This is a genomic window from Bdellovibrio reynosensis (assembly GCF_022814725.1).
In the GTDB taxonomy this organism is placed as follows: Bacteria; Bdellovibrionota; Bdellovibrionia; order Bdellovibrionales; family Bdellovibrionaceae; genus Bdellovibrio; species Bdellovibrio reynosensis.
Genome location: NZ_CP093442.1, coordinates 1,529,086 through 1,552,786, shown reverse-complemented (window position 1 = coordinate 1,552,786; position 23,701 = coordinate 1,529,086). Strand labels below are relative to the sequence as shown.

The window sequence follows — 23,701 nt, the reverse complement described above, 5'->3', positions numbered from 1 at the left end:
TGTTTTATTGAAAAAAAAATTTTAATTTTGTAGCCTGAAACCTGTCGGAGGAAGACTCATGAGGAGACTTTTTACATTGTTTGTGGTCCTGGCCCTTTTGGCAGGATGTGCGCATAATAGTAACGTGGGCACAGCGCCAAAAAATTCAGCAGGTACCGGTTCGGAAGGTGAACTTAAAGATATCAGTTCCTTCCGTTTGTCAGATCCCGAAGGCCCTAAGGTCGTCGATCAAGAGTTAGAGTCTATTCCTACAGAAGTAAACCCACTGGTTGAAAAATGGATTGCCTATTTCCAAGGACGCGGTCGTCCTCATATGGAAAGATATTTGGCGCGTTCGACTCGCTATGAAAAGTTGATGAAGAAAGTTTTGCGCGACAACGGGTTGCCTGAAGATCTTTTCTATATCGCTTTGATCGAATCGGGTTTTAGTTCAAAGGCGACTTCCCACGCATCAGCGGTTGGTTATTGGCAGTTCATTCGCGGAACGGGTAAACGCTATGGTTTAGAAATCAGTGCCTTCGTGGATGAAAGAAGAGACCCTGTGTTCGCAACTCAAGCAGCTGCTGAATATTTCAAAGGTCTTTATAGCGTGTTTGGTTCTTGGTACTTAGCAATGGCTTCTTACAACGTGGGTGAAAACCGCGTGAAGCGTGAAGTGATGAATCACTATACTCGCGACTTCTGGGAACTGGCTCGTAAAAAGAGACTTCCAAAAGAAACAATCAATTACGTACCAAAATTTATCGCGGCTAAGATGATCGGTAAGGATCCAGCGAAATACGGATTTGATGATATCGATTATTTACCACCGATCGAATTCGATCACATCACTGTGGCTAAATCTGTGAACCTTCGTCAGATGTCTGAAAAATTGAATTTGAACTATGAAGACTTTAAAGCCTTAAATCCTAAGTTTAAGGGTGAGATCGCTACTTTGAAAGGCTCTGAACTAGTTCTGCGTATTCCTCCGGGAACTTCAGAGACAGCTTTAGTAGCTGCTAATGAAAGCTTCGTTGATAATGTTCAATTCGTAGCTGACTCTGGCGACACCCAAGTTTATCGCATCCGTCGTGGTGACACTTTAAGTACGGTAGCTCGTCGTTACCGCACGACGGTAGCTTACCTTCGTGATTTGAATGATATTTCTCGTCGTAAAGCTTTGCGCGTGGGTATGAGAATCTACGTTCCAGATCGTACGCCGCTTAAAGAGCGTTCTTCTTTACGTACTTCAACGGTAGCGAAGAAATCGGCTCCGGCTGTGACTGTGAGTTCTGATGGTCGTTACTACATCGTTCAATCTGGTGACTCTTTGTTCACGATTGCTCGTAAGTATTCAACAAGTGTATCTGAGCTTCAACGTTTGAACGCCATCAAACGCGGTCGTACTTTGAAAGTGGGAATGAAAATTAAGATTCCGTCTCCGGATAACAACTCTTCTGCTCGTGAGGTTTCTAAAAGCAAAGTTCACGTCGTTAGAAGAGGCGAAAATCTGTCTGAGATCGCTGCGAAATACAAGGTTTCATTAAGCGATATCAAGCAGAAGAACAAAATCCGCAATCCAGCATCGTTAGTGGTTGGATCACGAATCACGATTCCGACTGAAATGAATCAGTAATTAAATCTGAAAATTTGGAATTAAAAAGGGACCTTCAAGGTCCCTTTTTTTATGGTTCTGGATGACCGTCGACTCTAAGCTGAAATAAGAAGTACGGCGGAATGCAGGCGCCTTTGCCTTCTTTGGTTTTGGTGCAGATGTAGTCTTCACGGCATGGTGTTGTTTCATCGCAGGCTTGCAAAGCACCCGGTTGGGTGTTGTTAGCAAGACATTCTGCGAACGGCTTTTTTCTAGCTAAGCAATCATTGAAACCAGCAAGAACTGCGATGGAACCGCAAGTTTCGCCGGGTTTTAAATTTGCGCAGCCCTTCGAACACATGCCGCCGGGGAAGCCGACCCTGGTGTTTTGGCAGATGTAACCCGCGCCGCAAGAACGGGGAGTCCCTTTTGTTAAAGAGTCTTTTTTGTCATTGGCAGTTTGGCTTATCGTTCCTGTTTCACAAGGAAGACCTGCTAAGGATTCATTTGGTAAGCACAGGCCTAACTCTGAAGACGTCGCTGGTGAAATCACGCTGGTGCAGGTTAAACCCGGTGCGCACTTCCAGGACTGAAACTCGGAATTCGGGAATCCGCAATGCTCGTTGGCTTTGCCAAGGATTTTTGGATCTCGCTCTGAAAAGGGACGAGCAGCATCTGGTTTTTTGTCGTTCAGAAGATCGTTGAAATAAGTGATACGGCGTTCAATATCGCTGATTAGATGTGGCGAGCGGGATGAAAAGATGGAATTTGCGAAGATCGTTTTTTCTGAATCTTTTCCGAGGAAGTGAAAGCCCGCGATGGTGCGACCTTGATGGCAACCGGCGCAGGTTAAGTCATTCAGGCGACGGCGCATTGATGACGGGCCATAGACGTATTCTAGGTTTTTATAATCGATGGTTTTGAAATCATCTTTCTTGAAGATTTGATCAAAGGGTCTGTTTGCTAGGCGATTCATTCCGTGTAGGGCAAAGGACGAAGTTTTGCGTGCTAGGAATTTTTCGGGAATGTTTAAGATGCCTTTATCTAAATCCTGAATTTGTTGGGGTTGTGATAACCACTGCAGAAGTTCTGCTTTTAAAGCGGGATTTTTATTTATCAACTCCACATCTGGGGTATTTTCTAACGGGGCTAAGTTGAGATGTCCCGCTGAGTTTAATTTGTACACTCTTAAGAAATACTCCGCGTGACCACCCATATCTCCGCGAGTAGTTGATGGCCAGCGCGTGGCTTGAAGATTTAGCTCTAGGGATTTTAAGTTTTCAGGTTTGGCCCATTGTTTTAATTGAGTGGAATCTAAGGTGAGCCAAAGTTTTGCTAAGTCTTTGCAGGATGTTCCCTCTGGAAAAAAGAAAACCGCATTGGCTGTCATCGGCAAACGGGATTCAACGGAGGTGGTGTTTTGTTTTTTCGTATAAGCCAAGCGATAGATAAATCTAATCTCTCCGCAACGGTCTGGATTAAAGACGGCGCGGTCTAACCGGTTTACGATTCCCACTAATTCAAAACGGGCTGCTTGTGAGGTCAGCCATTTAGAATGAAAAAGACGGTGAGTGAAAGACATTCCCGGGCCCAGTTGTGGATCTGTTTTGCGAAGGTCGTTTAAGTCAGCTGTAAGGTCTTCAGCGAGGTTTGTGTATCTTGGGACTTGCGCTAGTTCTTGGTTGTTTGAAGTTCTTTTAGTGAAGACTAGCTCGCTAAGGCTTAGTCCTTCTTTTTCAAATTGCTCGAGCTTTAAGGGATCATCTATTAGAAGCGGAGTAGCTGTGGCGAAAGAATAAGAAAGGATTAAAAAAACTACTGCGAAAAATAATTTAATAGGCATGATCTGTTTTCTCGCAAAATAGGAACGCGGTCACGTTGCAATTAGCGGTCGGCAGATTGCATCTTCGGTAAAGAACTCTGGAATTTTTTGGTAAATTTAGAATGAACTATCCCCAAAAACAAAAATGCTTACGAGGAATCGTCAGTGATAACTCGTAAGCTAAGGGGAATGAAACCAATCCTTGTATGTAATTGAACCTTCCATATGCACACCTCTGATTCCTCAGGTGACTCACCTTTGGCAGCTGGCTGGCATGGCTTGCGCCGACACCCCTCTAGCTTTGCGTCCCGCAGTTTCCCACGGTTTGCCTTGAGGCAAAGGAAGGATCTAAATCCTAACGAGTATAACCCTAGGAACCTCCTTTGAGTTACAGATCATCAGATCCATCCTGTTCATCATTCTTTAGAGAGGCCTGAACTCAAAACCTCTTTTTAATAATCCTAGTGACGCGTCTTCACTTCGGTGGTTCATCATGATGGTCGTGTATACGATGCTTCATCTTGTGTCCTCCATCGCTGGCCCAAAAGCGTTCACTTGCTCTAGGCAAGTCTTACGAGCCGTGGTTTCAACAAGACTAGAATACTTCGACCAAAGTTGTGTTTTCAATAGGGCGAACGTCGATTCTCAAAATACGTCAGTTTCCGGCGCGAAACGAGACACCGGGCGAATGAAAAGGGCCCAATCGACTGCGTTGTGCGGTCCTTCGCTTCTCTCCGACGTACCTTACAGGTACGCCTGCGTTTCGCGAAGGATCCTCCGCCTTGCGCTTGGACCCTTTTGATTCGCCCTCTCGGTTTTTTTCGCAGAGAATTTTGGGGAGGGGAAAAATGAAAACGGCGAAGTTTTTTGCTTCGCCGTTTTTAGATTTTAATTACTGTGATTTTTTACGGAAGGATTTCGCGGATTTTGTCGGCGATCTTCATGAATTCTTTTGCTTCTGCTCCGTTGGCGTTGGCTTCTACGATGGGGATTCCTGCTTCGCAGGCCATTCCTACTGATGGGTTGAATGGAACTTCGCCAAGTTTGCGGATGCCTTTTGCATCAGCGTAGGAATCCATTTCTCCTTTAGGGAAGAGTTGCATTTTTTCGCCGTTTGCCGGGTTGATCATGTAGGCCATGTTTTCAACCATGCCTAACAATGGAACTGCTACGCGTTCGAACATGTCGACGGCTTTTTTTACGTCAAGCAACGCTACGTTTTGTGGAGTTGATACTACCACCGCTCCCGCTACTGGAACTTTTTGCGCAAGAGTTAGCTGGATATCGCCAGTGCCTGGTGGAAGATCCACAACTAAGTAATCAAGCTCGCCCCAGTTTACGTCTCTGAGGAATTGATCCATGGCTTTGAACAACATCGGTCCACGCCAAACTACTGCGGCGTTTTCTTCGATCAAGTAACCGATGCTCATTAGTTTGATGCCGTAGCGAGTGATTGGCTCAAGTTGATTTGTTTCTGGGTTAATATGAGGTTTTTGTCCAATTGTGCCTAACATACGAGGAACACTCGGACCGTAGATGTCAGCATCAAGCAGACCCACGCGGGATTTTTTCCCAAGGGCCATAGCCAAATTAGTAGCGACTGTACTTTTACCCACGCCGCCTTTTCCGGAACTCACGGCAATAATATGTTTCACTCCGGGAATTGCTGTCTGTTTTTCGAAGGGATTTGGGGCTGCCATGGATAGGACTCCTTGATAATTTTGTGATCCCAACGAATAATAGAATCTGGATGAATAGCCAAGACTTTTTGACATTGAATTTAGTGGGAGCGGGAGCTTTCATCTTTTGGTACTTAGTTTCGCGGGGAGGCCCGCGTCGTCCGACGCAGTTGAATATGAAAGCGAAGGATAGCGCACCGCCTATTTTGACTCCATTACCCCCTGAAAACGAACTTACGCCTTCTCAACCAACACAAACTCCAGCGCCCTATCCTGCGCGCCAAAGATCTGCGGGGGCAGCAGCTCCGGCAAAAAACTTGAATGTCATGTTCATTTATAACGGACATAGTTGGGATGCCTATGAAGTCCTTGGGGTCCCAGCGGGGGCTTCGATCAAGCTTGTGACGGAAGCTTATCAAGCAGCACTTCGCCGTGCCGACAAAGAATCGGTGGATTTTTTAGAAACTGCTTATCGCGCTATCTTAAATAAAGTTGGTTAAAGACTTTTTGAATATAGGCACGTCATGCCTTTGCCATTTCGGCTGATATCCCAGTTAAAAGTTTTGTCGTCGCCCAGAATGATCGCATCTTCAGATTGCAAACTGATCGTACTGCCTTTGTAAGAAAACTCAGTCACTACATTTTTTTTGATCCAATTGTCTTTTTGTTCAACCAGGGTCCTAGTTTTGCGAAAGCCCTTGTCAACGCGTTCAGTTTTCAATTTCATTTTCTTGTTAATCGCACAGAACTCTTGTTCCTCAGGAATAGAGCCGCTGTTGTTCAGTGGCGTAATCACAAAGCCATTGCACTGAATTGCCAGGTCCACTTGCAGAGGACACCCGTCGGTGCCGTTTACAAAGTTATAAGTTCCTTCCTGAGCTTCAGGAATGCTTTGCGGAGTTCTTTGAGGATTTGCTTTCGGAGCATCGATCAATACCTGTGCTGTGAAGTGCAGTCCCAAAATGAGAAAAAGCATCGTGAACCTGTAAAGCATGTGTGAACTCCTCGATAGCGGATTGAAGAGCAAGGACTGTGCTTTATAGGGAGGAGTTTAATTAGGTTTTGAGGAGGGGATTCTCAGAATGAAATGTCGAGGAGGAGAGATGGTGACGTTTTTTGGGGAGATGATCGCCTTAAGAGTGGCAAACAAAGCTGTACCTTTAAGGTCTTGAGTGATGGGGAGCGCGCTCGAGAGAGCTTCGATAACTGCACTTGGTGAGGTAACATAATACTTCTAGATTTCTGTATTTGCAGTTCACCCACTCAGTGCGCTCAACTGCATACAGAATCGTTTAATTAAACCTACTCACCATTCACCTTTAACTATTCAGAATATCTTTTTCGAAGACCTGCTTCAGATATATATTTGTTTCGATTATGTTGGGCGCACAGAAGCTGAAGATTATTTAAATGATTACCGCCTCCAGCCCACTTAGACATTCTATGATCTACCTGAAGAGCAAAGGTACTTTTACACTGCTTACCAGATTTCAAATCAACATACTGACAGCACTTATCTCGCTGAAAAATCAACCTACGCAATTTTGGAGTTACCGATTTTCTTTCTACCACCGTTTCGGTGGTGATTATTGCAGGCTTGGAAGATTTGGGTTCTTGCGAAGAACAAGGACTATGCGGATTTCTTGGTACAACTTGATTTTCTAATGGTCTGTCGACTTTTGCAGTTTGCTTTACCGATTTGTTTTTAGTTTTTTTGATTTTCTTATCCAAATAATGATTTGCTAGGAATTCGATAACATCAGTCATGGAGACTGAACCATTACCCTCCAAAAGAATATGAGCAGCCAGATCTTTACATTGCATCAATTTTTCGTACTGATTTTTAGATAAAGTGATTTCTAAACGCACGGATTCATCTTTTTGGACTCTTTGCTCATCAAACTCTTTAATAGGTAAGTCGAGGATTCGTGCGAGTTCATGCTGAGCTTCTTGAGTCGTCCTTCCACTTACCATTGCGATCAATTCTTGTTTCTGCAACGGTGATACTTTATCGCCGCTCATTTTCTCTTTTTCTTTCACGGCGCGCGAAAGCTCGCCGATTTGCGAAAGGTTCAATGAGCCCTCTTGAATGCGTTCAGCGATTTCAGGCACATCTCGCATCAAACGAGCAGCCTCCAATCTGCGCATAGCCGCTGATCCCGAATAGCCAAGTTCTTTCGTCAAATATTCATAGATAGATGAATAAGCTTTTTCCAAATAAAGTTTACGCGCATCGATTTCGCGAATGTGTTCTAAAATCACATGTAAAAGCTTTCTTTCTTTTTGCACTAAATCTTTCAAACGAGTTTCAAGTTCAAGATTTGATAAACGCGAAAGTGGATTCATAAAGTTCTCCTCAAGATTGAGGAAGGTATATCATAGTTTTTAAAATGATATTTTTACGACCCCTCGGACCAAGTATATAGACAGTCCTAAACGCTTTATTAACCTCTATTCGAAGTGATTTTAGAAAAAACATCTTTTGAAATATTCGCTCTGCCATTGCTTGAATAGACTTAAAAATAAAAACAACGAAATCACGTCAACGAAATCTCACATGACAATTTGGATATGACAAACTGAGTAACCGAAGCGGTGGTAAATTACTATTGGATCGGAGACAAACTGATTTGAGCAAGAGAAAGTTGAAACGACATGAATTCAGAAAAAATTTTTTGAGCTATTCACTCGGCAATTGACTGAGTAACAAGAAATCATGGCTTAATCGAACTCGGTCGCGACCAAATGAAAATCAAAACCCCCAGACAAATTACCGCAGCAGAAATTTTTCCATATATTGGGATGTGCGGCTTTGAAAGAGAATACGCTACCAACGGCACCATGATTCCGGTTGAAAGTAGCTTCGCTTTAGTACGAATAACCCCATGACGTTCCCAATCCACAATAAGCTGTCCTAGATGAGGCTGGCGTAACAACCATTGGTGCCAACGATCTGAACTGCGTGAAAAGCAAAATGCTGTCAAAAGCAAAAACGGCGTGGTCGGTAGAAGTGGTAGGAAAATGCCGATCACTCCAAGGGCTAGAAAGATCCAACCAAAAACAAAAAAGATAAATTTTTTGGTTGAATTTAAAATCTGCATGTTTAAAAAACTTTCTTTTTTAGGTATCGATCTTTCGTTTAATTCCAACTTTCAAGATCCTTATGCTTTAAGCAATTAATTGTGTGGATTCTTGAGGCTGATAAGCAAAAAATGTTTCGTTATTCCCCAAGTTCCTAAAGCTCCGCAGGCTTCTTCTTGCTCTCAAATCTTGAAAGCAAAAGATAAAGCGCCGGTACCACAAACAAAGTTAGCAAGGTCGAAACAACTGTACCACCGATAATCGATAAACCCATCGGCAAACGAGTTTCTGCACCAATCCCACTGCCAAATACCAAAGGTGCAGCGGCAGCGATGGTCGCAACCGAAGTCATTAAGATCGGACGCAGACGAATCGGGCAGGCTTCAAGCAATGCCTTTTCGATATCCTTTTCGCCGTGCTTACGAACCTGATTGGTGAATTCCACCAACAAGATCGAGTTCTTTTTCGCAATACCCATCAATACAATCAAACCGATAAAGCTAAATAGATTCAAAGACACGTCGAACATCCACAATGCGATCAAGGCCCCGGTCACCGAGAATGGTAAGGCAACAAGAACCGAAATTGGATGCACGAATGAGTTGAACTGAATCGCCAGGATCAAGAAGGCCACTAAGATACCGATCAACAACGCAGTATAAAGACTTTTAAAAGATTCAGCGAATCCGGCAGAGGCTCCTTCAAAAGCAAACGAATATCCCACTGGCAAAATCTCTTTCGCGATTTCAGCAGTGCGATCCAATACCCGCGCCTGCGATTCACCCGGAGCCAAGTTACCAAACACAGAAATCGCACGCTGACGATTCACGCGGCTGATTCCTTGAATGGATTTTTCTTCCTTAATAAAGACCAACTGTGAAAGCGGAATTAAATTCCCGAAGTTATTACGAACATACAGCTTCTTAAAATCTTCCGGAGCTTGAATGTATTCTTCTTTAATTTTAAAGCGAATATCGTAACGACGACCATCAGCTGTGTAGCGACCTTGGCGAAGGCCACCAACACCGGCAGAAAGAACTTCGCCCACGTCTTGAACGGAAACGCCACGTTCTGACATCGCTTTACGATTTGGAACTAGGACAAGCTCTGGGATACCCATGCGGAAATCCGTATCCAAATCTACAGCCAGGTTTTCCTTCGACAAGCGATCTATCAGTTCCTGGGATTTCGCCTGTAAAACATTTAAATCCGGTCCGCGCAAATTGATCGCCAAAGGATTTTGTCTGCCGGAAGCCAAGTTACGAGCAGAAACGTCACGCATAGTAATGCGAGCACCTTTAATTTTCTTAAACTGCCCCCGCAGGTCATTCATGATCTCAGTGTGATTCTGCGATCGTTCTTCACGGGGAAGCAATGTCACTGGCATGAACACCTGATTCACACTTGAACCACCACCGCCACCGCCGACGGATACAAAGAAGCCTTTGATGTTTTTATTTCCGCGCAAAATCTCTTCAACTTCGCCAGCTTTAGCGCTGGTAGCCTGCAACGAAGTTCCCGGAGGAGTCTGTGCCTGCACGATAATAATATCTTGATCTTGTGGCGGCACGAACTCTTGGCGAACTTTCGTGATCAAGAATAACGAAACCACGAAGAACACCATCGAACTTCCAACGATGACCCACTTCCAATTTAAAGTGTGGTGCAAGACCCCTCTATAAGAATGAGCGAACTTTTCAAAAAGCTGATCCAACCAATGTTCAAGCTTAGAAACCTTAGGCTCACTGCCTAAGAACGCTGCTGCACGCATGGGTGTGATCGTCACAGCTTCAAGTAAGGAAATCAAAACCGCGGCACTCATGGTGACACCAAATTGGAAGAAGAACTTTCCAATAATGCCTTCCATGAATATCACCGGCAAGAACACGGCAACAACTGCTAATGTTGCGGCGATCGCCGCAGGCAATACTTCCTTTGATCCATCTGAAGCAGCCTTAGCCGAACCCTTACCCATGCGGTAATGGCGCACGATATTTTCAAGTAACATAATCGCATCGTCGACAACGATGGAAATGGAAAGGGTCAAAGCCAACAAAGTAAATAGATTTAAAGTAAAGCCCGAAAAATAAAGGATCAAAAATGTTCCAACAATGGAAGTTGGAATCGAAAACAGAATATTAATCGCCGCTGGAATACTTCCCAAGAAAAGGAAACACACTAGAATCGTGATTAAAGCGGCCACCCATAGCTTTTCCATCGTTAAATGAACCGTGGCATCGGTCGAGCGGGTATAGTCTACGTTGATACGATACTCAAACCCAGGAGGAAAGCGGTCTTTGATAGAAGCAATTTTCTCTCGAACTGTATCTGCAACCGTCACTTCATTGGTTCCGCGTTGCTTACGGATTTGAATGCCTACAGCCTGCTTACCATCAACGCGCGCTAGACGACGAATGTCAGACAAACCATCTTCCACTGTCGCCACATCGCGAATAAAAATCTGACGGTCATGGATTCTTTGTCCACCCCGACGTAGAATCTGAATATTGGCAATTTGATCCACCGTAACAGCTTCACCCAACCAACGAACTCGCAATTCACGCTGGCCTTCGGTGAATTGACCCGCAGCACTTTCTAAATGCTGCATGCTTAACGCTTCAACGACGTCATTCACGGTCAAATACATCTCAGAAAGCTTTTTAGTATCAAGCCACACGCGCAAGTTACGCTGACTGAAACCGCCAATACTTACTTCACCAACGCCAGGTAGGAAGCGAATTTGATCAAGCAGATAGTTTTCAGTCCAATTCAGCATTTCTTTTAAAGAAGATTCTCCATAAATAGAAAAAATGATGATCGGATCTTCTTCGGGATTTTGTTTGCGGATAATCGCTGGGTCCACCCCCGGTGGCATTCGCAATTGCCCCAACGCGGTTTGAACCTCTTGCAAAACAACATCAACGTTGCGATCAATATCAAATTCCAAAGTCACGCTGCCAGAACCTTGACGGGCAGAGGAGCGCATTTCTTTAATGCCCTCGATCGCAAGCAAGCGTTCCTCAATCGGGTCGATCAACTCAGCTTCAACAACTTCAGGCGCAGCACCTTCATAAGAAACCGAAACGCTAACGATAGGGAAGTCGACGTCAGGAAGTTGACTGATGCCCATGCGATTCATGCAGATCGCACCAAAGACGATCAAGGCAAACATTAGAACCCAGGCAAACACCGGACGACGAATCGAAAGATCAATTAAATTCATAGGAGTAAGTCCTTCTAAACTCCTATAGAATTACGCAACTGAAAGTCTGTCAAGGCAGCGGAGTAAATGAAAACAGAAGAAAAAAGGCCCTGGTTAAAAACCAAGGCCTCCTAAAGAATAATATAAGCAGTTTAACAACTACTGTTGAGAGCAGGTAGTAACTAAGACCGAATTATTTCTTGAAAAACGCACGTCAAAGCCACCATCATTTCTTTTAGCAATATTAATGATCGAAGCATTAGTGTAGGTACCGCCGCTAGATTCCGCTAAGTCCGAAGAAGAAATAACAGCAGTGATTTCTTTTTTTGCAAGAGTTCCCTTAGCAACACTTGAATTCGTAAGCTTAGCAATGACGTTTTCGCCCATGTCTGAAAGCTTTACCGTGATTGATTCAGTTGAGCCGGAGTTATCTAAATAGATGTCCATATCGAATTCATGGCCAGTCATGCACACCAAGTGAGTATCCTGTGCAAACGCGCTTACTGACATAAAGCTAACCAAAGCTGCTACGATAAATTTCTTCATTTCCGAATCTCCCTGTTAAAGTTTTAGACTCTAAGCCTTTTCATGGCACATGGTTGTACCTGAAAACGGCTATAAGCCATTTAAAATGTTTGTAAGCTTTCGGAGTGAAGAAAGTGCGAAGGATGTGCCTAAGAAATGTTAGTGAGCTTTGGCTTTTACGGGTTCCTTGTAATCAGGAACGAGCTTACCACGGTGACACATGTAACATGTGGCCATGGGGCCCTTTTTTCCGTCAAAGCCATTGTCTTTCAGCATTTGGGTAAGCCTCATGTGCTCTTTGCTGACTTTAAAATTTTTCTTAGAATCGTCGCGGAAATTTTGAACGTTGTGGCATTCAGCGCAAGTCACACCCAGCTCGCGAGAAATCGTGATCATCTCTTCGCGGATTTTTTCTTCTTTAGTTACAAATTTAGCAACTGATTGAGATTGGACCACGGAGCCCGTGAATAAAACCGCCAAAACTAAGACTAAAACTGTAGAAATGCGACGCATAAAAAGAGGATCGCTTGAGCCCCGGTCTTGAGGCAAGCTGGGAAGTGGTTTTCTTGACTGCTTCTGGACCGAAGTGTAACCATACTGTCTGTCTACAGCGGTCTGCAATCCAGCAGGGTGACATGTAGAAGATGGAGTTCCATGTATGAAAATTAGGCAACTAGCAGATCTAAACACCCTTGTTTCCCTTAGCAAACGCCGCGGTTTCGTTTTTCAATCCAGCGAAATTTACGGTGGTCTTGGTAGCTGTTGGGATTATGGACCTTTAGGTTCGTTGATGAAGCTTAATGTGAAGCGCGCATGGTGGAACGCCATGACCCGCAGACCAGACATCGTAGGTCTTGATGCTGCGATCTTGATGCATCCAACAGTGTGGAAAGCATCTGGTCACGTGGATGGTTTCAGTGATCCTTTAGTTGACTGTAAAGACTGTAAAACTCGTTTCAGAGCTGACAACACTGATTCATACATCAACGAAAAAAAATGCCCTAACTGCGGTAGCAAAAACTTATCTGAAGAGCGTAACTTCAACTTGATGTTTAAAACTCACATGGGTCCTTTGGAAGATTCAGCGAGCGTGGTTTACTTGCGCCCTGAAACTGCACAAGGTCACTTTGTGAACTTCCAAAACTGCCAACAAGCTTCTCGCTATAAAATTCCATTCGGTATTGCAGCGATTGGTAAGTCGTTCCGTAACGAAATCACTCCAGGTAATTTCATTTTCCGTACGCGCGAATTTGAACAAATGGAAATGCAATATTTCGTAAAACCAGGCACGGATGAGCAATACTTCAACGAGTGGAAAGAAACTCGCATGAAGTTCTATCTTAAATATGGTCTTAAAAAAGAAAACATCCGTTACAAAGACCACGATAAGCTAGCTCACTATGCAAGAGCTGCGGTGGACGTAGAGTTCAAATTCCCAATGGGCTTTTCTGAACTTGAAGGTATCCACAATCGTTCAGACTTTGACTTGACTCAACATTCAAAATTCTCTGGTAAAAACCTTGAGTACTTTGATGAAGCAAACAAAGAAAAATACATCCCGTATGTTATCGAAACAGCCGTTGGTTGTGATCGTTTGTTCCTAGCTTTCATGTGCGATGCTTACCGTGAGGAAGTAACGACCGACGAGGCGGGTAAAGAAGACGTGCGCGTGGTGATGGGTCTTCACCCAGAAATCGCTCCTTATAAAGTAGCGGTGTTGCCTTTATCTAAAAAAGAAGAGCTGACATCAATTGCTGATAAATTGCGTGATCAATTGGCTGAAGACATGGATGTGACTTACGATGAAACTGCATCCATCGGTAAGCGGTACCGTCGTCAGGATGAAATCGGAACTCCATTCTGCGTGACTGTGGATTTTGAAACTATCAACGATCAAGCTGTGACAGTTCGTCATCGCGATACGATGGTTCAAGAGCGCATTCCAATGTCCCAATTGAATGGCTACATCGCGGGCAAGTTGAAAAATTTCAACGCTTAAGATTTCCTTATAGATGACATAATTCGAATTCATACAAGAGAGCTTCGTGCTCTCTTGTTAAGCAATATCGATTGTTTATCTGCATTTTTCGCACACAAAATTTAAGAATTCCCTTATATCCAGCCGTGTCAAAGTACATTTCACTTTGCCAACCTCTAGACCATGGTCTGTAATCTTTGGCGACAGGAGGGGAATATGGAATTTTTAACTACAACAGCACAAGCGTTCGCACACGGTGGTTTTTGGATGTGGCCTATTTTGGCGATCCAATTGGTATCTTTCGCAATCATGGCAGAAAGAGCCTACGCTCTTTTCGTTCGCCGCAAGACAAATCAAACACAATTTGCTCTTGGTTTTGAAGAATCAATCCGTCGTGGGGAGATGGATGCAGTTATCACTAAAGCTACTAGCATGCAGGCAACAAACCCTGTAGCACGCGCAATTGCAGCAGGTGCAATGGCAGCTAAGAACTTGGGTGGTAAAGAAGAAGTTCAAGGTAAAATGGACGAAGTTCTTTTAGAAGAAAACGCTCACCTTGATCACCGCACAGGTTTCTTGCAAATGCTAGGAAACGTAGCGACTTTGACAGGTCTACTTGGAACTATCACAGGTATGATCAAATCTTTCGCGGCGGTTGCGTTTGCGAATCCTGCTGAAAAAGCATCTTTGCTTTCTGCAGGTATCTCTGAAGCGATGAATGCGACAGCATACGGTCTTATCGCAGCGATCCCAGCACTAGTTGCTTATGCGATCTTGCAAAACCGTGCGAATCGTTTAGCTGAAGACTTGAACCAAGGTGGACTTAAAGTTTACAACTGGTTGAGCTATGCTTACGACCCAATCACTTCTTACCAAATTAAGACTAAGAACAAATCTGAGCGCAACACTGAAGTGAATGCGTAATTAGTGCTTTTCAGTCTGCTTACTCCGACAAGTTCGGAGTGTAGACAGAAGAAGGTGGTTTGATGAAACACTCTAAAAAGCATTTAGATTTTGAAGTGAACCTTATTCCGTTCATTGACTTGTTGTCAGTGTCCATCTGTTTTCTTTTGATCACAGCAGTGTGGTTGAACGTGGGCTCTATGAATGTGAAGCAAGCCGTTGGTGGGCAAGCGCAAGAGGATACTAAAAAAAGTCCTCTAGTGTGGATCCGTATGACTGCTAAAGGTGATTTGGATCTTGAAGTTCAACAAAGCTCTTTGGTGCCAGCGAATTTACGTAAATTCCGCGTGGGCCAACAAGATAATAAAGTGAACTTCGACGGTCTAGAGAAGGCTCTTGCGAATTTAAAGCAAGTGGATCCTTCTTTAAATACCGGATTGATTCAGCCGACAGCTTCCACAGCTTACGAAGAAATCATTGATGTCATGGACAAACTTAAAAAGAACGGCATGACGGACTTAGGCGTTTCGCCTTTGTAGGGGGATTTAATGATTTCTGATGGAATCTTAAAGACATCAGTGTTGACGGGGACTTTAGAGGGTCACTCTATTATCAGTCCTCGCGGCGCTAAATTAAAAAGAACGATCGCAGCTGACCTGCTTTTGACTGCTCTTATTGATGCCTTCTCGATCCTGGTAATCTTTCTTTTGATGAATTTCTCCAGCACTGGGGAAATTTTAATGATCGGTAAAAACATGGAGCTTCCTAAAGCGGCTCAAACCGATGTTCTAGAAAGAAATCCGGTGATCAAAATCGACGACAATAAATTGTATGTTGAAGACACGGAAGTAACAGCGAATACAATCACGGCTGAACTTTTGGAGCTTCGTAAGAAGTACCAAGAAATTCATCCAAACGAAGTGTTCCCTGGTATTGCAACTATTCAAGCGGACCGCCGCGTGAAGTATGAGTTCTTAAACCAAGTTATCTTGGCGATGAACCAGGCTGGTTACAGCGACATTAAGTTTGCAGTAGTAGTGAAATAGCAATCGAGGTCCCGAAGCGATTCGGGACCATTCGGACCTTCCGGTGAAAGCCGGAGTCGTCTTTGGGACAGAGGGGGTCTCGATGATGAAAAAAGGACTTTTAGCATTCTCATTATCTTTGGGTGTGGCGGCACATGCGCAAACATCTACTAATTCAACCCAAGATCTTCTGATTCAAAAATTGACTCAAGTGCAATTAGGCTTGGCTCCGGCAGATCCTGCTCGTGGCGCAGTACTTTTGCGTTTGGCTGACTTGCATGCAGAACGTGCTCGTCAACTTTCAATGAAAGAACTTAACGACGGCTGCACAGTTTGTAAGGCCGGCGACAAAGATCGCGAAAAAGCATTAGGTTATTATACTGAAGCTTTAACTAAGGTGGCGCCTGCAACTATGGCGAAAATTCACCTGCAAATGGGTCATCTTTATGAACTTCAAGGTCGTAATGAGCTAGCTGAAAAAAGTTACCAAGCGATGTTGAGTTCTTCATCTTCTCCGTTAGAGATGGCTGAGGCGAACCTTTCTTTGGCTGAAATGGCCTTTAGAAAAAATGATTTCTCAAAAGCTCAAGGCCTTTATGGCAAAGTCTTAGCAACTGAAGGCGCAAGCTCTCAAGGACTAGCGGCTTATCGCAATGCTTGGTGTTCTTTCAGAATGGGTGACATGGAAGCTTCCATCACTCAGTTGCAAGGCATTCTAAAAAATCCAAAACTTCAGTCACGTATGGCTTCGGCTCGTGGTGTGGCTGATGCTCAATTCCTAGAGGAAGTTTCCCGCGATATGGCGACTTTCATGGCGGCACGCGGTCTTAAAGACGGCGACGCGGAAACTTTATTTGCACTGACTCCTGAACAATTCAAAATGCAACAAATCACCATCCTTGCTCGCGAGGCTGTGCGTTTGGGGCAAAAAGAGCCAGCTCTTAAAGCTTGGGATTTTGTTTATCAAAAACAAAGTGATCCTAAGGCGCGCCTAGAAGCGCAAGTGCGTATGGCGCAACTTAACTTTGATCTTAAAAATACTTCAGCGGCAGCAAAATCATTCCAAATAGCTTTAAACCTTTGGGGTGGGACTGATTGCACGTTGGCTAGTTGTGAAGAGTCAGCAAAAGGTCTTCGTCAATTTGTGGTTGGTTGGAACCGTTTAGAAAACGGCAAGCCAAGTGCTGAATTGCTAACGGCTTACGATGAATACTTTAAAGTGTTCTCTGAAGATGAAGACATGTACGTATGGGGTGCACAAGCTGCGGCTGTGGCAAACCAATACGCGCAAGCAGCGCAATGGACGGCTTTAGCTAATAAAGTGATCCTTGCTAAATGCACTGCGGAAACAGATGCGGCTCAGAAAAAAGCTCAAGCTGAAAAATTAGAAAAGAATTTGTTGTTGGGTATCGAAAATGCTGAAAAATCAAAAGACGAAGCTCTTTTGGTGGCAGCACAAGATGACTACTTGGCTAAATCGGTTTCTAAAGCCAAAGCCTTTGATGTTCAGTACCAAAGAACTTATGCGATCTACCAAAAAGGTGATTACGCGACTTCGGCTGAACAACTTAAAATGTTGGCTTTAGATCCTAAAGGGACGCGCGCGATTCAAATTCAAGCTGCAGAGTTGTCTTTGGATGCTTTGGCGATCCTTAAAGACGATGCTCGCATTCAGCAATGGGCTGCGGAATTCGCAGGTAAATTTGCTGAAAAGAAGGCGGACTTCCAAAACGTGCAACAAAAATCAATCCTAACTCAATCTGCGAAATTGGCTGAAGCTCAGCCGGATCAAGCTTTGACTGTGTTAGCTGGTTTTGTCCCGGCGGCGGCAAGTGCTGAAGACCGTATCATCTATCTTAAAAACAAAATCCTTCTGAACGAAAAAGTAAATAAGATCACAGAAGCAAGAGTGGCAGTTGAAGACCTTCTTCGCGAGCCGTCTTTGACTTCTGATGAGCGTGAGTTTGCTTTAGGTCGTAAAGTTTGGTTTGCGGAACTTGAACTTGATTTTGCCACAGCTTTAAAAGCAGCAGAGCAAATGAAATTCAGCACTCTTTCTCAAGAAGAAAGAATGTTGAAGTTGGCTCTTTATTCAGAGCTAGCTGATAAAGATCCTAAAAACTATTATTCTCAATATTTGAAAAATTCCAAAGACGATGAAAAGAAAGCGCTGATTGCGACTCAATTAGTGCGTCTTTCGAAAGCTCCGGTCAAAGACCTGGAAGCTTCTAAGTCTTACTATAAAAACAACATGGGTCTTTATGCTCGTGCGGCGTTGGATGTTTATGCAACAACGAACGATATTAAATTCCTTGAGCGCGTAGCTAAAGAAAAAGGTGATTCAAAACAAGATGCATTCGTGATGATCGAAAAAATCTTGGTATTGAATGAACTAAAATCTATGTCTGCTCAAGTAGCGGCCCACACAGTTGATACTAAGAACCAAAACACAATTGCGGCAGGCCTTAAAGCTCGCGTGAAAATGTTAGATAAATTAGACGTTCTGGCAAATCGTGCTATTGCGTCTGGTGACTGGTCCTCTCAATTGTTAGCTTTAGATGTAGTGGCTAAAGAAAATCTTCGTTTTTACAACGAAGTACTTTCTTTACCAATGCCAGCGGGCCTGACTCCTGAACAAGAAGGTGAATACTTAACGATCCTTTCTCAGCAAGTTGCTCCAAACCAAAACACAGCGACAATGGCTGAAAGCAAAGTAAAAGAATTCTGGGGTCAAAAGACGGCTTTAGATTCTTATAAAACTTTTGCACATCAAAATTTCCAATGGGCGAAGTTCACAAATGCTGAAGTGGAAGCTTTGGCCGCCGTGGCACCTGAAGATCAAAAAGCTTCTTGGGCAGCTTTAGCAGCTGACATTAGGAATGCGGATCTTGCGACCCAAAAACCAAGTTTGGCAGAGCTTGAAAAAGCCCGCACAAACTTGAAACAAAACCCATTCATGGCAACCGCTATCGAACAGGTTCTAGTTTTAGAAAGAAAAGCACAACGTAAGAGCATGGTGGAATACCTTGAAGGTCGCCTAGCGTCCTTGGCAAAACGTGATGATGCGAAAGGAAACCAATAATGAAATCAGCATTAGTGATGGTTTTAGTTCTGGTGGGCTCAATGGCCCAAGCAGCAACAGACAAGCCGGCAAAGAAAACTGATATGAACTTCGAAGACCTTTTGGTTAGCGGTCAATACCATTTCTCGGATGAAGCGGTAACCACAGTAGAAGAAGATAAAGTTTTAAACAGCTTAATTGGGGTCCGCGCGGATTTCAAAGATCGCATGAAGCATTCAGCGACTTTGGGAGAGGTTAAAGGCAAATGAGTTTAAGATTAGTATTAGAAGACAATTTAGGAAACATCACTCGCCAGTTCCCAGTGACTGAGAAAAAAGCGCAATTGATCCAAAGAGCCGACACAAAACGTTTGGAAGTTGTGACGGACACTTCAGCGCTAGAACTTAACAAAATTAAGTTCTCTACAATTGCGGATCTTGATTTTGACGAAATGAAGGGTGGCAAAGTTGCTATTGGTAACTTTGGCTCTGTTCGTTTAGTTAAGGAAGTTTCTGCAGTTCCAGTTGATGGCAACGTTAAAGAAGAAAACAAGAATGATCTAAAGTATTCAATCTTACTTGCGATCGCTTTGTTTTTTATGATCATTTCAGTTGTTAAGTTCGCGCCAAAAGAAAACGCGAAAGTGACTGAAGAGCTTAAGCAACAAGTTGTTAAAATCGTAAAAACTAAAGAAATGAAGCAACAACGTGTGACTCCAACAAGCAATATGTTGGCAGATCAAACGGCGACTAAGATGCCAACAAAACGTGCGGAACTTGTGAAACGTTCTGGAGCATTGGCAGCTCTAGGAAGTCTTCGTTCAGGGAAACAACGTGGTGGCTTAAACCTAGGTGCAGTTAACACGACTGCCGGTGTTGGTTTAGGTGGCACTGGCGGTAGCGGTGGTGTGCAAACTTCTCTTTACGGAAAAGGTATCACTTCAGCTCCTTTAGGCCATGGACAAAATATCGCCGGTGGCGGTGGTTACGGAACGAAAGGTAAAGGCGGCGGCCAAGCGGGCTACGGCAGTCTTTCACTTGTAGGTTCTGCAGGCGGCGCTCCAGTTCCATTGGGTGCTGAAGCCGAGATCGCGCAAGGTTTAGACCGTTCTGCGATCGATGAAGTTATTCGTCGTAACTTGGGGCAAGTGCGTTTCTGTTACGAGCAAGCTTTGCAAGGTACACCAAACTTAAGCGGCCGTGTTGCGATGGGATTCACTATCGGTGGCAATGGCTTAGTTAAGTCCGCATCTGTAGAGAATTCTTCAATGGCGAACAAAGGCGTTGAAGACTGCATCACAATGCGTTTGAAAACATGGAAATTCCCGCTTCCTCAAGGTGGCGTGGACGTAAAAGTAACTTATCCTTTCGTATTACGTAGACAAGGACAGGGGTAATTCAGATGAAAGTATTTCTTTCTATTTTCGCAGCATTAGTATTTTTGGCTGGCTGTAATTTCCAACAAGATCCTTTGGCTGATGCTTCAGCTCAAGTTCGTGAAGGCCGTCTTCCAGATGCTGAAAAACCAGTAGCTGAAAAACCACTTCCTAAGGAAGCTTTGCAAATTGATGCTCCGACATTGGTTAATGGCCGTGTTGGAAGCTCTATGGAATTTAAAATCCAAGGTCGCGTGATGACTCCGGATGTGGGTTACAAAATCACAGTTGATAACTTGGCTGATTTCCCAGGCGCTACTTATGATCAGGCAACAGGCGAGTTCAAATGGACTCCAGGTAAAGCGCAAGTTGCTGGTTTCCCAAGTATTGAATTGCAACTAAAGGTCTCTTTAGTGACTGAACCAAATGCGGTGAATCCGACGATCTCAATTGAAAAGAAAACTATTTCTTTGATCGTTGTGAACACTTACTCAAAACCAATCATGAACACAGTGACAGGTCCAACTTCATTGTTGGTTGGTAAACGCTACGCTTTGGAATTCACTTTAGAAGACGTAGATGCAAACACAGCAGCTGACGTTGCGGTTGTGGTACGTGATTGCCCATCAAGCTACTACACTGAATCCATCGCTCATTTCGTTGATGTGAAAAAAGTTGAAGCGGATCCAGCAGTACCAAATAAATACAAAGGTGAAGTTTCTGTAGAACTTAGCAATGCAGATAATTTGCTTTCTGGTAACTACTGCTTTGCTTTAGGTGCGGTTTCTAAGCACGGTGTGATTTCTGAGCTTTATAAAAAAGACATCATGGTCGAAGCGAAGATGAAAAACACAAAAATCACATATGATACTTTCCCTAACTTAAAAGTGGGCGAGTCCATGACGGTTTGGTTCTCGATCTTTGACCCATCTGGAAATGGTCTAGTAAGCATCGTTTCTCAAGACGATATTGCGACATCTTTGCCAGGAAGTTCTTTAGAATGCAGAAAGCACACTTCAAATAAGAGCCAAGTGGACTGCACAGCGGTTATCCAAACCGCGGGCGCATCACCTCGCACTTATACTTTCCTAATCACATCTGAAAATGCTTCAGGTCGTACAACTCAAAAAGTCACTACTATCCACACTCTTCGTGTTCCAGTAAAGGCGGCTACTCCATGAAATCATTAAGCCTAGTTGTTGCATTACTTCTATCATCAACTTCCTACGCTCAAGTTCAGGAAGAAGTAGATTCTTTCGGTGGTAACGAAGCGCTTTACATGAAAGCAAAAGCTTTAAACCCTGAAGTGGAAAACGAAGTTATCCAAAATCGTTTTATCTCTCGCACGAAGCGCGTTGAGCTAGCTCCAGAATTTTCTGGCGTGTTCGGGGGTGATTCATACAACCAAACAAACAACATGGGTATGAACGTTCACTATCATATCAACCCATCTTGGAGTGTGGGTTTAAAATACAGTTATTCATTCAACACTTTAACTCCTGAAGGTAAAGCGATGGTGGATAAGGCGAATAAAGACGCCGCTGCAAACAAAAAAGATCCAAACTACCTTTTCCCGCAAGTGATCTATCCTAAAACTGAAACGACAGCTTTGGTTAACTGGTACCCTATCGTGGGTAAACTAAGCTTTGGTAAATTGGGTGTTGCTCACTTCGATACGTACCTGACTGCAGGTTACGGTTCTATGGAGCTTTCAAATAGCTCGACTCCGGCTGCGACTTTGGGGCTTGGCTTGGGTTTCTGGGTTAATCAAAACCTGACAACTCGTTTTGAATACCGTGCTCAACAGTACAAAGCTGAATACTATAATAAGACTGAAAACATGGTGACTAACGTCGCTTCAGTACAAATGGGATGGATGTTATGATGATCGTAAAATCCTTAACTGTTGCATCTTTACTTTTAGGTGTTCACAACGCGGCTTTAGCTGAAGACGACTTGATGAGCATCCTTGAAGGAAAGACTGGCACTTCGGCAGCTCAATTCGTTGAGTCTGAAGAAGTGGCTAAGCTTAAAAAAGCCGTGAACCCTTCATCGGCTGAACAAAATATCTTCTTTCAGTTCTTAGTTGAAAAGAACTATGAAAAAGCTTTGTTCCAGTGGAGCTCGGCTTTTAACGGATCTACTTTCCAAGCTTTAGAAACTGGCAAAGCCCTTGAGGCGTTTTTATATTATAAAAACGGCTTAAAACTGAATGGCGTCGAAAGTTTGATGGCAATTAAAGAGCCCCAAAAAATTGACAACTCAGTTATCAGCCTTTGGAAAGAAAACTTGAACGATAAAGATCCAGTGTGGGGCATGGTTCAGATCACCTGGAATCCTTATTGGACAGGTGTGTTCGGTGTGGGTGCTGAAATGGCGGTGGTTTTGCAAAAAACCTACGTTGAAGAAGACATCGCAAGCCTGACTGAACTAATCAAAAAGACCCCGGTGGATTCAGCACAACGTGCGATCCTACAATGGCAGTTGGTTTTAAATCTTGGTATCAAAGGGGACGCTTCAAAAGCGGCTCAAGTTCTTGCTCACTTAATGAAGGTTAAGAACAATCCGATTGATAAAGATCTTATGACGATCACTGCGGGCCGTTTGTTATATCAAAACGGTTTCTTGGATGCTTCGTTGAAATATTACGAAAAGATCTCTAAGAAGTCTGATTACTGGTTTCAAGCTCAAGAAGAAATGGCTTGGGCTTACATGAGAAAAGGTGAACCACAAAACGCAATGGCAATCACTAAAACTCTGACTTACCCACACTTTAAAGGTTGGGTAGGAATTGAGTCGTATCTTTTAGGTTCTTTCACAAGCCTAAAAGTGTGTGATTACCCAGGCGTGATCGCGACAATGAAAGCGATAAAACCACAGTTTGGTGAACACCTTATTGCTTTAGAAAAATTGGCAGCAGACGCTCGTCAACCAGCAGTTGCGAACTTGATGAAGTCTTTGGCTGATGGACCTGTTAGCAATGAAAAGCTAGGTAAAGATGCTCATCAATTGCCGACTTATGCCTCTAAAGATGAGATGTTGTCTTTGTTAGTAAAAAGACATCAATTCCTATCTAAAGAAGCGGGTGTAGCTGAACAGCTTTACGCTCGTTCTTTGACTTTCGGAAACTTGCAAGGTCAGTTTGAAACTTTGAAAAACCAAGTTCAGACTCGCGCGCAAATGACGGAAGGTGCTGGTTACCAACGTGTTCAAGATCTGGCGAAACAAGAACTTGAAGACTCAAAACAAGTTATGCAACGCCTAAGAATCGTTGAAGTTGAAATGATCCAACAAGTGGATTCGGCGCAAAAATTCCTTAAAAACCTAGGCACGTCTGAAGCGAAAATCGGTAGCACCGGTTCAAGCAGCAAACATGCGATGAACTTTGTGCACGACAAAGAAATTTGGTTCGACGAACTTTCAAATTTCAAAGTCGATGTTAAAAAAGGTTGCGCGAAAGCCGTTGCGAAGGAGTAG

Annotated in this window: 20 protein-coding genes and 1 riboswitch; of the genes, 12 read left to right on the top strand and 8 right to left on the bottom strand. The window is 43.7% G+C overall.

What is annotated here, in order from left to right:
• The first annotated feature begins 58 nt into the window (after positions 1-58).
• The gene (locus MNR06_RS07195; protein WP_243540536.1) at positions 59-1,615 is read left to right on the top strand and encodes a LysM peptidoglycan-binding domain-containing protein; all 1,557 of its coding nucleotides are present in this window, start codon (positions 59-61) and stop codon (positions 1,613-1,615) included.
• 49 nt (positions 1,616-1,664) lie between these two features.
• Here MNR06_RS07195 and MNR06_RS07190 read toward each other — a convergent pair whose 3' ends face one another.
• Together MNR06_RS07190 and MNR06_RS07185 are read right to left on the bottom strand one after the other, a co-directional pair.
• Complete coding sequence (locus MNR06_RS07190; protein WP_243540535.1) at positions 1,665-3,416, bottom strand: hypothetical protein; 1,752 nt, start codon at positions 3,414-3,416, stop codon at positions 1,665-1,667.
• Positions 3,417-3,652: 236 nt separating this feature from the next.
• Positions 3,653-3,735: riboswitch (cyclic di-GMP riboswitch) on the bottom strand.
• A gap of 565 nt (positions 3,736-4,300) precedes the next feature.
• Positions 4,301-5,095 (bottom strand): Mrp/NBP35 family ATP-binding protein, encoded by a 795-nt coding sequence (locus MNR06_RS07185; protein WP_243540534.1) that lies wholly within the window; start codon positions 5,093-5,095, stop codon positions 4,301-4,303.
• A gap of 155 nt (positions 5,096-5,250) precedes the next feature.
• Between MNR06_RS07185 and MNR06_RS07180 the strand changes: the two genes are divergently transcribed.
• A complete protein-coding gene (locus MNR06_RS07180; protein WP_243540533.1) occupies positions 5,251-5,574 on the top strand; it encodes a hypothetical protein in 324 nt (107 codons plus the stop codon).
• On the opposite strand, the gene MNR06_RS07175 is transcribed toward MNR06_RS07180, so the two are convergent.
• The 6 genes from MNR06_RS07175 to MNR06_RS07150 form a co-directional block, all read right to left on the bottom strand.
• Positions 5,571-6,068, bottom strand: a complete 498-nt coding sequence (locus MNR06_RS07175) for a hypothetical protein (protein WP_243540532.1) — start codon at positions 6,066-6,068, stop codon at positions 5,571-5,573. The genes MNR06_RS07180 and MNR06_RS07175 overlap by 4 nt on opposite strands.
• 329 nt (positions 6,069-6,397) lie before the next feature.
• Positions 6,398-7,420: an HNH endonuclease gene (locus MNR06_RS07170; protein ID WP_243540530.1), complete on the bottom strand. Its 1,023-nt coding sequence runs from the start codon at positions 7,418-7,420 to the stop codon at positions 6,398-6,400.
• Positions 7,421-7,788: 368 nt separating this feature from the next.
• Positions 7,789-8,223, bottom strand: coding sequence for a YbaN family protein (locus tag MNR06_RS07165; protein ID WP_243540529.1), 435 nt, complete (start codon positions 8,221-8,223; stop codon positions 7,789-7,791).
• Positions 8,224-8,309: 86 nt separating this feature from the next.
• Entirely contained in the window at positions 8,310-11,378 is a 3,069-nt protein-coding gene (locus MNR06_RS07160) for an efflux RND transporter permease subunit (protein WP_243540528.1), read from the bottom strand.
• A 138-nt stretch (positions 11,379-11,516) separates the two neighbouring features.
• Entirely contained in the window at positions 11,517-11,903 is a 387-nt protein-coding gene (locus MNR06_RS07155; protein WP_243540527.1) for a hypothetical protein, read from the bottom strand.
• 138 nt (positions 11,904-12,041) lie between these two features.
• Entirely contained in the window at positions 12,042-12,395 is a 354-nt protein-coding gene (locus MNR06_RS07150; RefSeq protein ID WP_243540526.1) for a photosynthetic reaction center cytochrome c subunit family protein, read from the bottom strand.
• Positions 12,396-12,540: 145 nt separating this feature from the next.
• Here MNR06_RS07150 and MNR06_RS07145 point away from each other — a divergent pair, with 145 nt between their 5' ends.
• The 10 genes from MNR06_RS07145 to MNR06_RS07100 all read left to right on the top strand — a co-directional run bounded on the left by MNR06_RS07145 (position 12,541) and on the right by MNR06_RS07100 (position 23,701).
• A complete protein-coding gene (locus MNR06_RS07145) occupies positions 12,541-13,881 on the top strand; it encodes a glycine--tRNA ligase (RefSeq protein WP_243540525.1) in 1,341 nt (446 codons plus the stop codon).
• 195 nt (positions 13,882-14,076) lie between these two features.
• A complete protein-coding gene (locus MNR06_RS07140; RefSeq protein WP_243540524.1) occupies positions 14,077-14,784 on the top strand; it encodes a MotA/TolQ/ExbB proton channel family protein in 708 nt (235 codons plus the stop codon).
• A 62-nt stretch (positions 14,785-14,846) separates the two neighbouring features.
• Positions 14,847-15,302 carry an ExbD/TolR family protein gene (locus tag MNR06_RS07135; RefSeq protein ID WP_243540523.1) on the top strand — a complete coding sequence of 152 codons (456 nt, stop codon included), beginning with the start codon at positions 14,847-14,849 and terminating at the stop codon, positions 15,300-15,302.
• Positions 15,303-15,311: 9 nt separating this feature from the next.
• On the top strand, positions 15,312-15,809 hold the full coding sequence (locus MNR06_RS07130) for an ExbD/TolR family protein (RefSeq protein ID WP_243540522.1): 498 nt from the start codon (positions 15,312-15,314) through the stop codon (positions 15,807-15,809).
• Between the two features lie 82 nt (positions 15,810-15,891).
• Positions 15,892-18,870: a tetratricopeptide repeat protein gene (locus tag MNR06_RS07125; RefSeq protein ID WP_243540520.1), complete on the top strand. Its 2,979-nt coding sequence runs from the start codon at positions 15,892-15,894 to the stop codon at positions 18,868-18,870.
• A complete protein-coding gene (locus MNR06_RS07120) occupies positions 18,870-19,118 on the top strand; it encodes a hypothetical protein (protein WP_243540518.1) in 249 nt (82 codons plus the stop codon). The genes MNR06_RS07125 and MNR06_RS07120 overlap by 1 nt, the downstream gene beginning before the upstream one ends.
• The gene (locus MNR06_RS07115) at positions 19,115-20,245 is read left to right on the top strand and encodes an AgmX/PglI C-terminal domain-containing protein (RefSeq protein ID WP_243540516.1); all 1,131 of its coding nucleotides are present in this window, start codon (positions 19,115-19,117) and stop codon (positions 20,243-20,245) included. Before MNR06_RS07120 ends, MNR06_RS07115 begins: the two co-directional genes overlap by 4 nt.
• A gap of 5 nt (positions 20,246-20,250) precedes the next feature.
• A complete protein-coding gene (locus MNR06_RS07110; RefSeq protein WP_243540515.1) occupies positions 20,251-21,405 on the top strand; it encodes a hypothetical protein in 1,155 nt (384 codons plus the stop codon).
• Positions 21,402-22,109: an outer membrane beta-barrel domain-containing protein gene (locus tag MNR06_RS07105; RefSeq protein ID WP_243540514.1), complete on the top strand. Its 708-nt coding sequence runs from the start codon at positions 21,402-21,404 to the stop codon at positions 22,107-22,109. Before MNR06_RS07110 ends, MNR06_RS07105 begins: the two co-directional genes overlap by 4 nt.
• Entirely contained in the window at positions 22,106-23,701 is a 1,596-nt protein-coding gene (locus MNR06_RS07100) for a tetratricopeptide repeat protein (RefSeq protein ID WP_243540513.1), read from the top strand. The genes MNR06_RS07105 and MNR06_RS07100 overlap by 4 nt, the downstream gene beginning before the upstream one ends.

Excerpts from the sequence above, each read along its gene's own strand:
- MNR06_RS07195 (WP_243540536.1), top strand. The coding sequence starts at position 59 with ATGAGGAGACTTTTTACATTGTTTGTGGTCCTGGCCCTTTTGGCAGGA.
- MNR06_RS07190 (WP_243540535.1), bottom strand. The coding sequence starts at position 3,416 with ATGCCTATTAAATTATTTTTCGCAGTAGTTTTTTTAATCCTTTCTTAT.
- MNR06_RS07185 (WP_243540534.1), bottom strand. The coding sequence starts at position 5,095 with ATGGCAGCCCCAAATCCCTTCGAAAAACAGACAGCAATTCCCGGAGTG.
- MNR06_RS07180 (WP_243540533.1), top strand. The coding sequence starts at position 5,251 with ATGAAAGCGAAGGATAGCGCACCGCCTATTTTGACTCCATTACCCCCT.
- MNR06_RS07175 (WP_243540532.1), bottom strand. The coding sequence starts at position 6,068 with ATGCTTTACAGGTTCACGATGCTTTTTCTCATTTTGGGACTGCACTTC.
- MNR06_RS07170 (WP_243540530.1), bottom strand. The coding sequence starts at position 7,420 with ATGAATCCACTTTCGCGTTTATCAAATCTTGAACTTGAAACTCGTTTG.
- MNR06_RS07160 (WP_243540528.1), bottom strand. The coding sequence starts at position 11,378 with ATGAATTTAATTGATCTTTCGATTCGTCGTCCGGTGTTTGCCTGGGTT.
- MNR06_RS07155 (WP_243540527.1), bottom strand. The coding sequence starts at position 11,903 with ATGAAGAAATTTATCGTAGCAGCTTTGGTTAGCTTTATGTCAGTAAGC.
- MNR06_RS07150 (WP_243540526.1), bottom strand. The coding sequence starts at position 12,395 with ATGCGTCGCATTTCTACAGTTTTAGTCTTAGTTTTGGCGGTTTTATTC.
- MNR06_RS07145 (WP_243540525.1), top strand. The coding sequence starts at position 12,541 with ATGAAAATTAGGCAACTAGCAGATCTAAACACCCTTGTTTCCCTTAGC.
- MNR06_RS07140 (WP_243540524.1), top strand. The coding sequence starts at position 14,077 with ATGGAATTTTTAACTACAACAGCACAAGCGTTCGCACACGGTGGTTTT.
- MNR06_RS07135 (WP_243540523.1), top strand. The coding sequence starts at position 14,847 with ATGAAACACTCTAAAAAGCATTTAGATTTTGAAGTGAACCTTATTCCG.
- MNR06_RS07130 (WP_243540522.1), top strand. The coding sequence starts at position 15,312 with ATGATTTCTGATGGAATCTTAAAGACATCAGTGTTGACGGGGACTTTA.
- MNR06_RS07125 (WP_243540520.1), top strand. The coding sequence starts at position 15,892 with ATGATGAAAAAAGGACTTTTAGCATTCTCATTATCTTTGGGTGTGGCG.
- MNR06_RS07120 (WP_243540518.1), top strand. The coding sequence starts at position 18,870 with ATGAAATCAGCATTAGTGATGGTTTTAGTTCTGGTGGGCTCAATGGCC.
- MNR06_RS07115 (WP_243540516.1), top strand. The coding sequence starts at position 19,115 with ATGAGTTTAAGATTAGTATTAGAAGACAATTTAGGAAACATCACTCGC.
- MNR06_RS07110 (WP_243540515.1), top strand. The coding sequence starts at position 20,251 with ATGAAAGTATTTCTTTCTATTTTCGCAGCATTAGTATTTTTGGCTGGC.
- MNR06_RS07105 (WP_243540514.1), top strand. The coding sequence starts at position 21,402 with ATGAAATCATTAAGCCTAGTTGTTGCATTACTTCTATCATCAACTTCC.
- MNR06_RS07100 (WP_243540513.1), top strand. The coding sequence starts at position 22,106 with ATGATGATCGTAAAATCCTTAACTGTTGCATCTTTACTTTTAGGTGTT.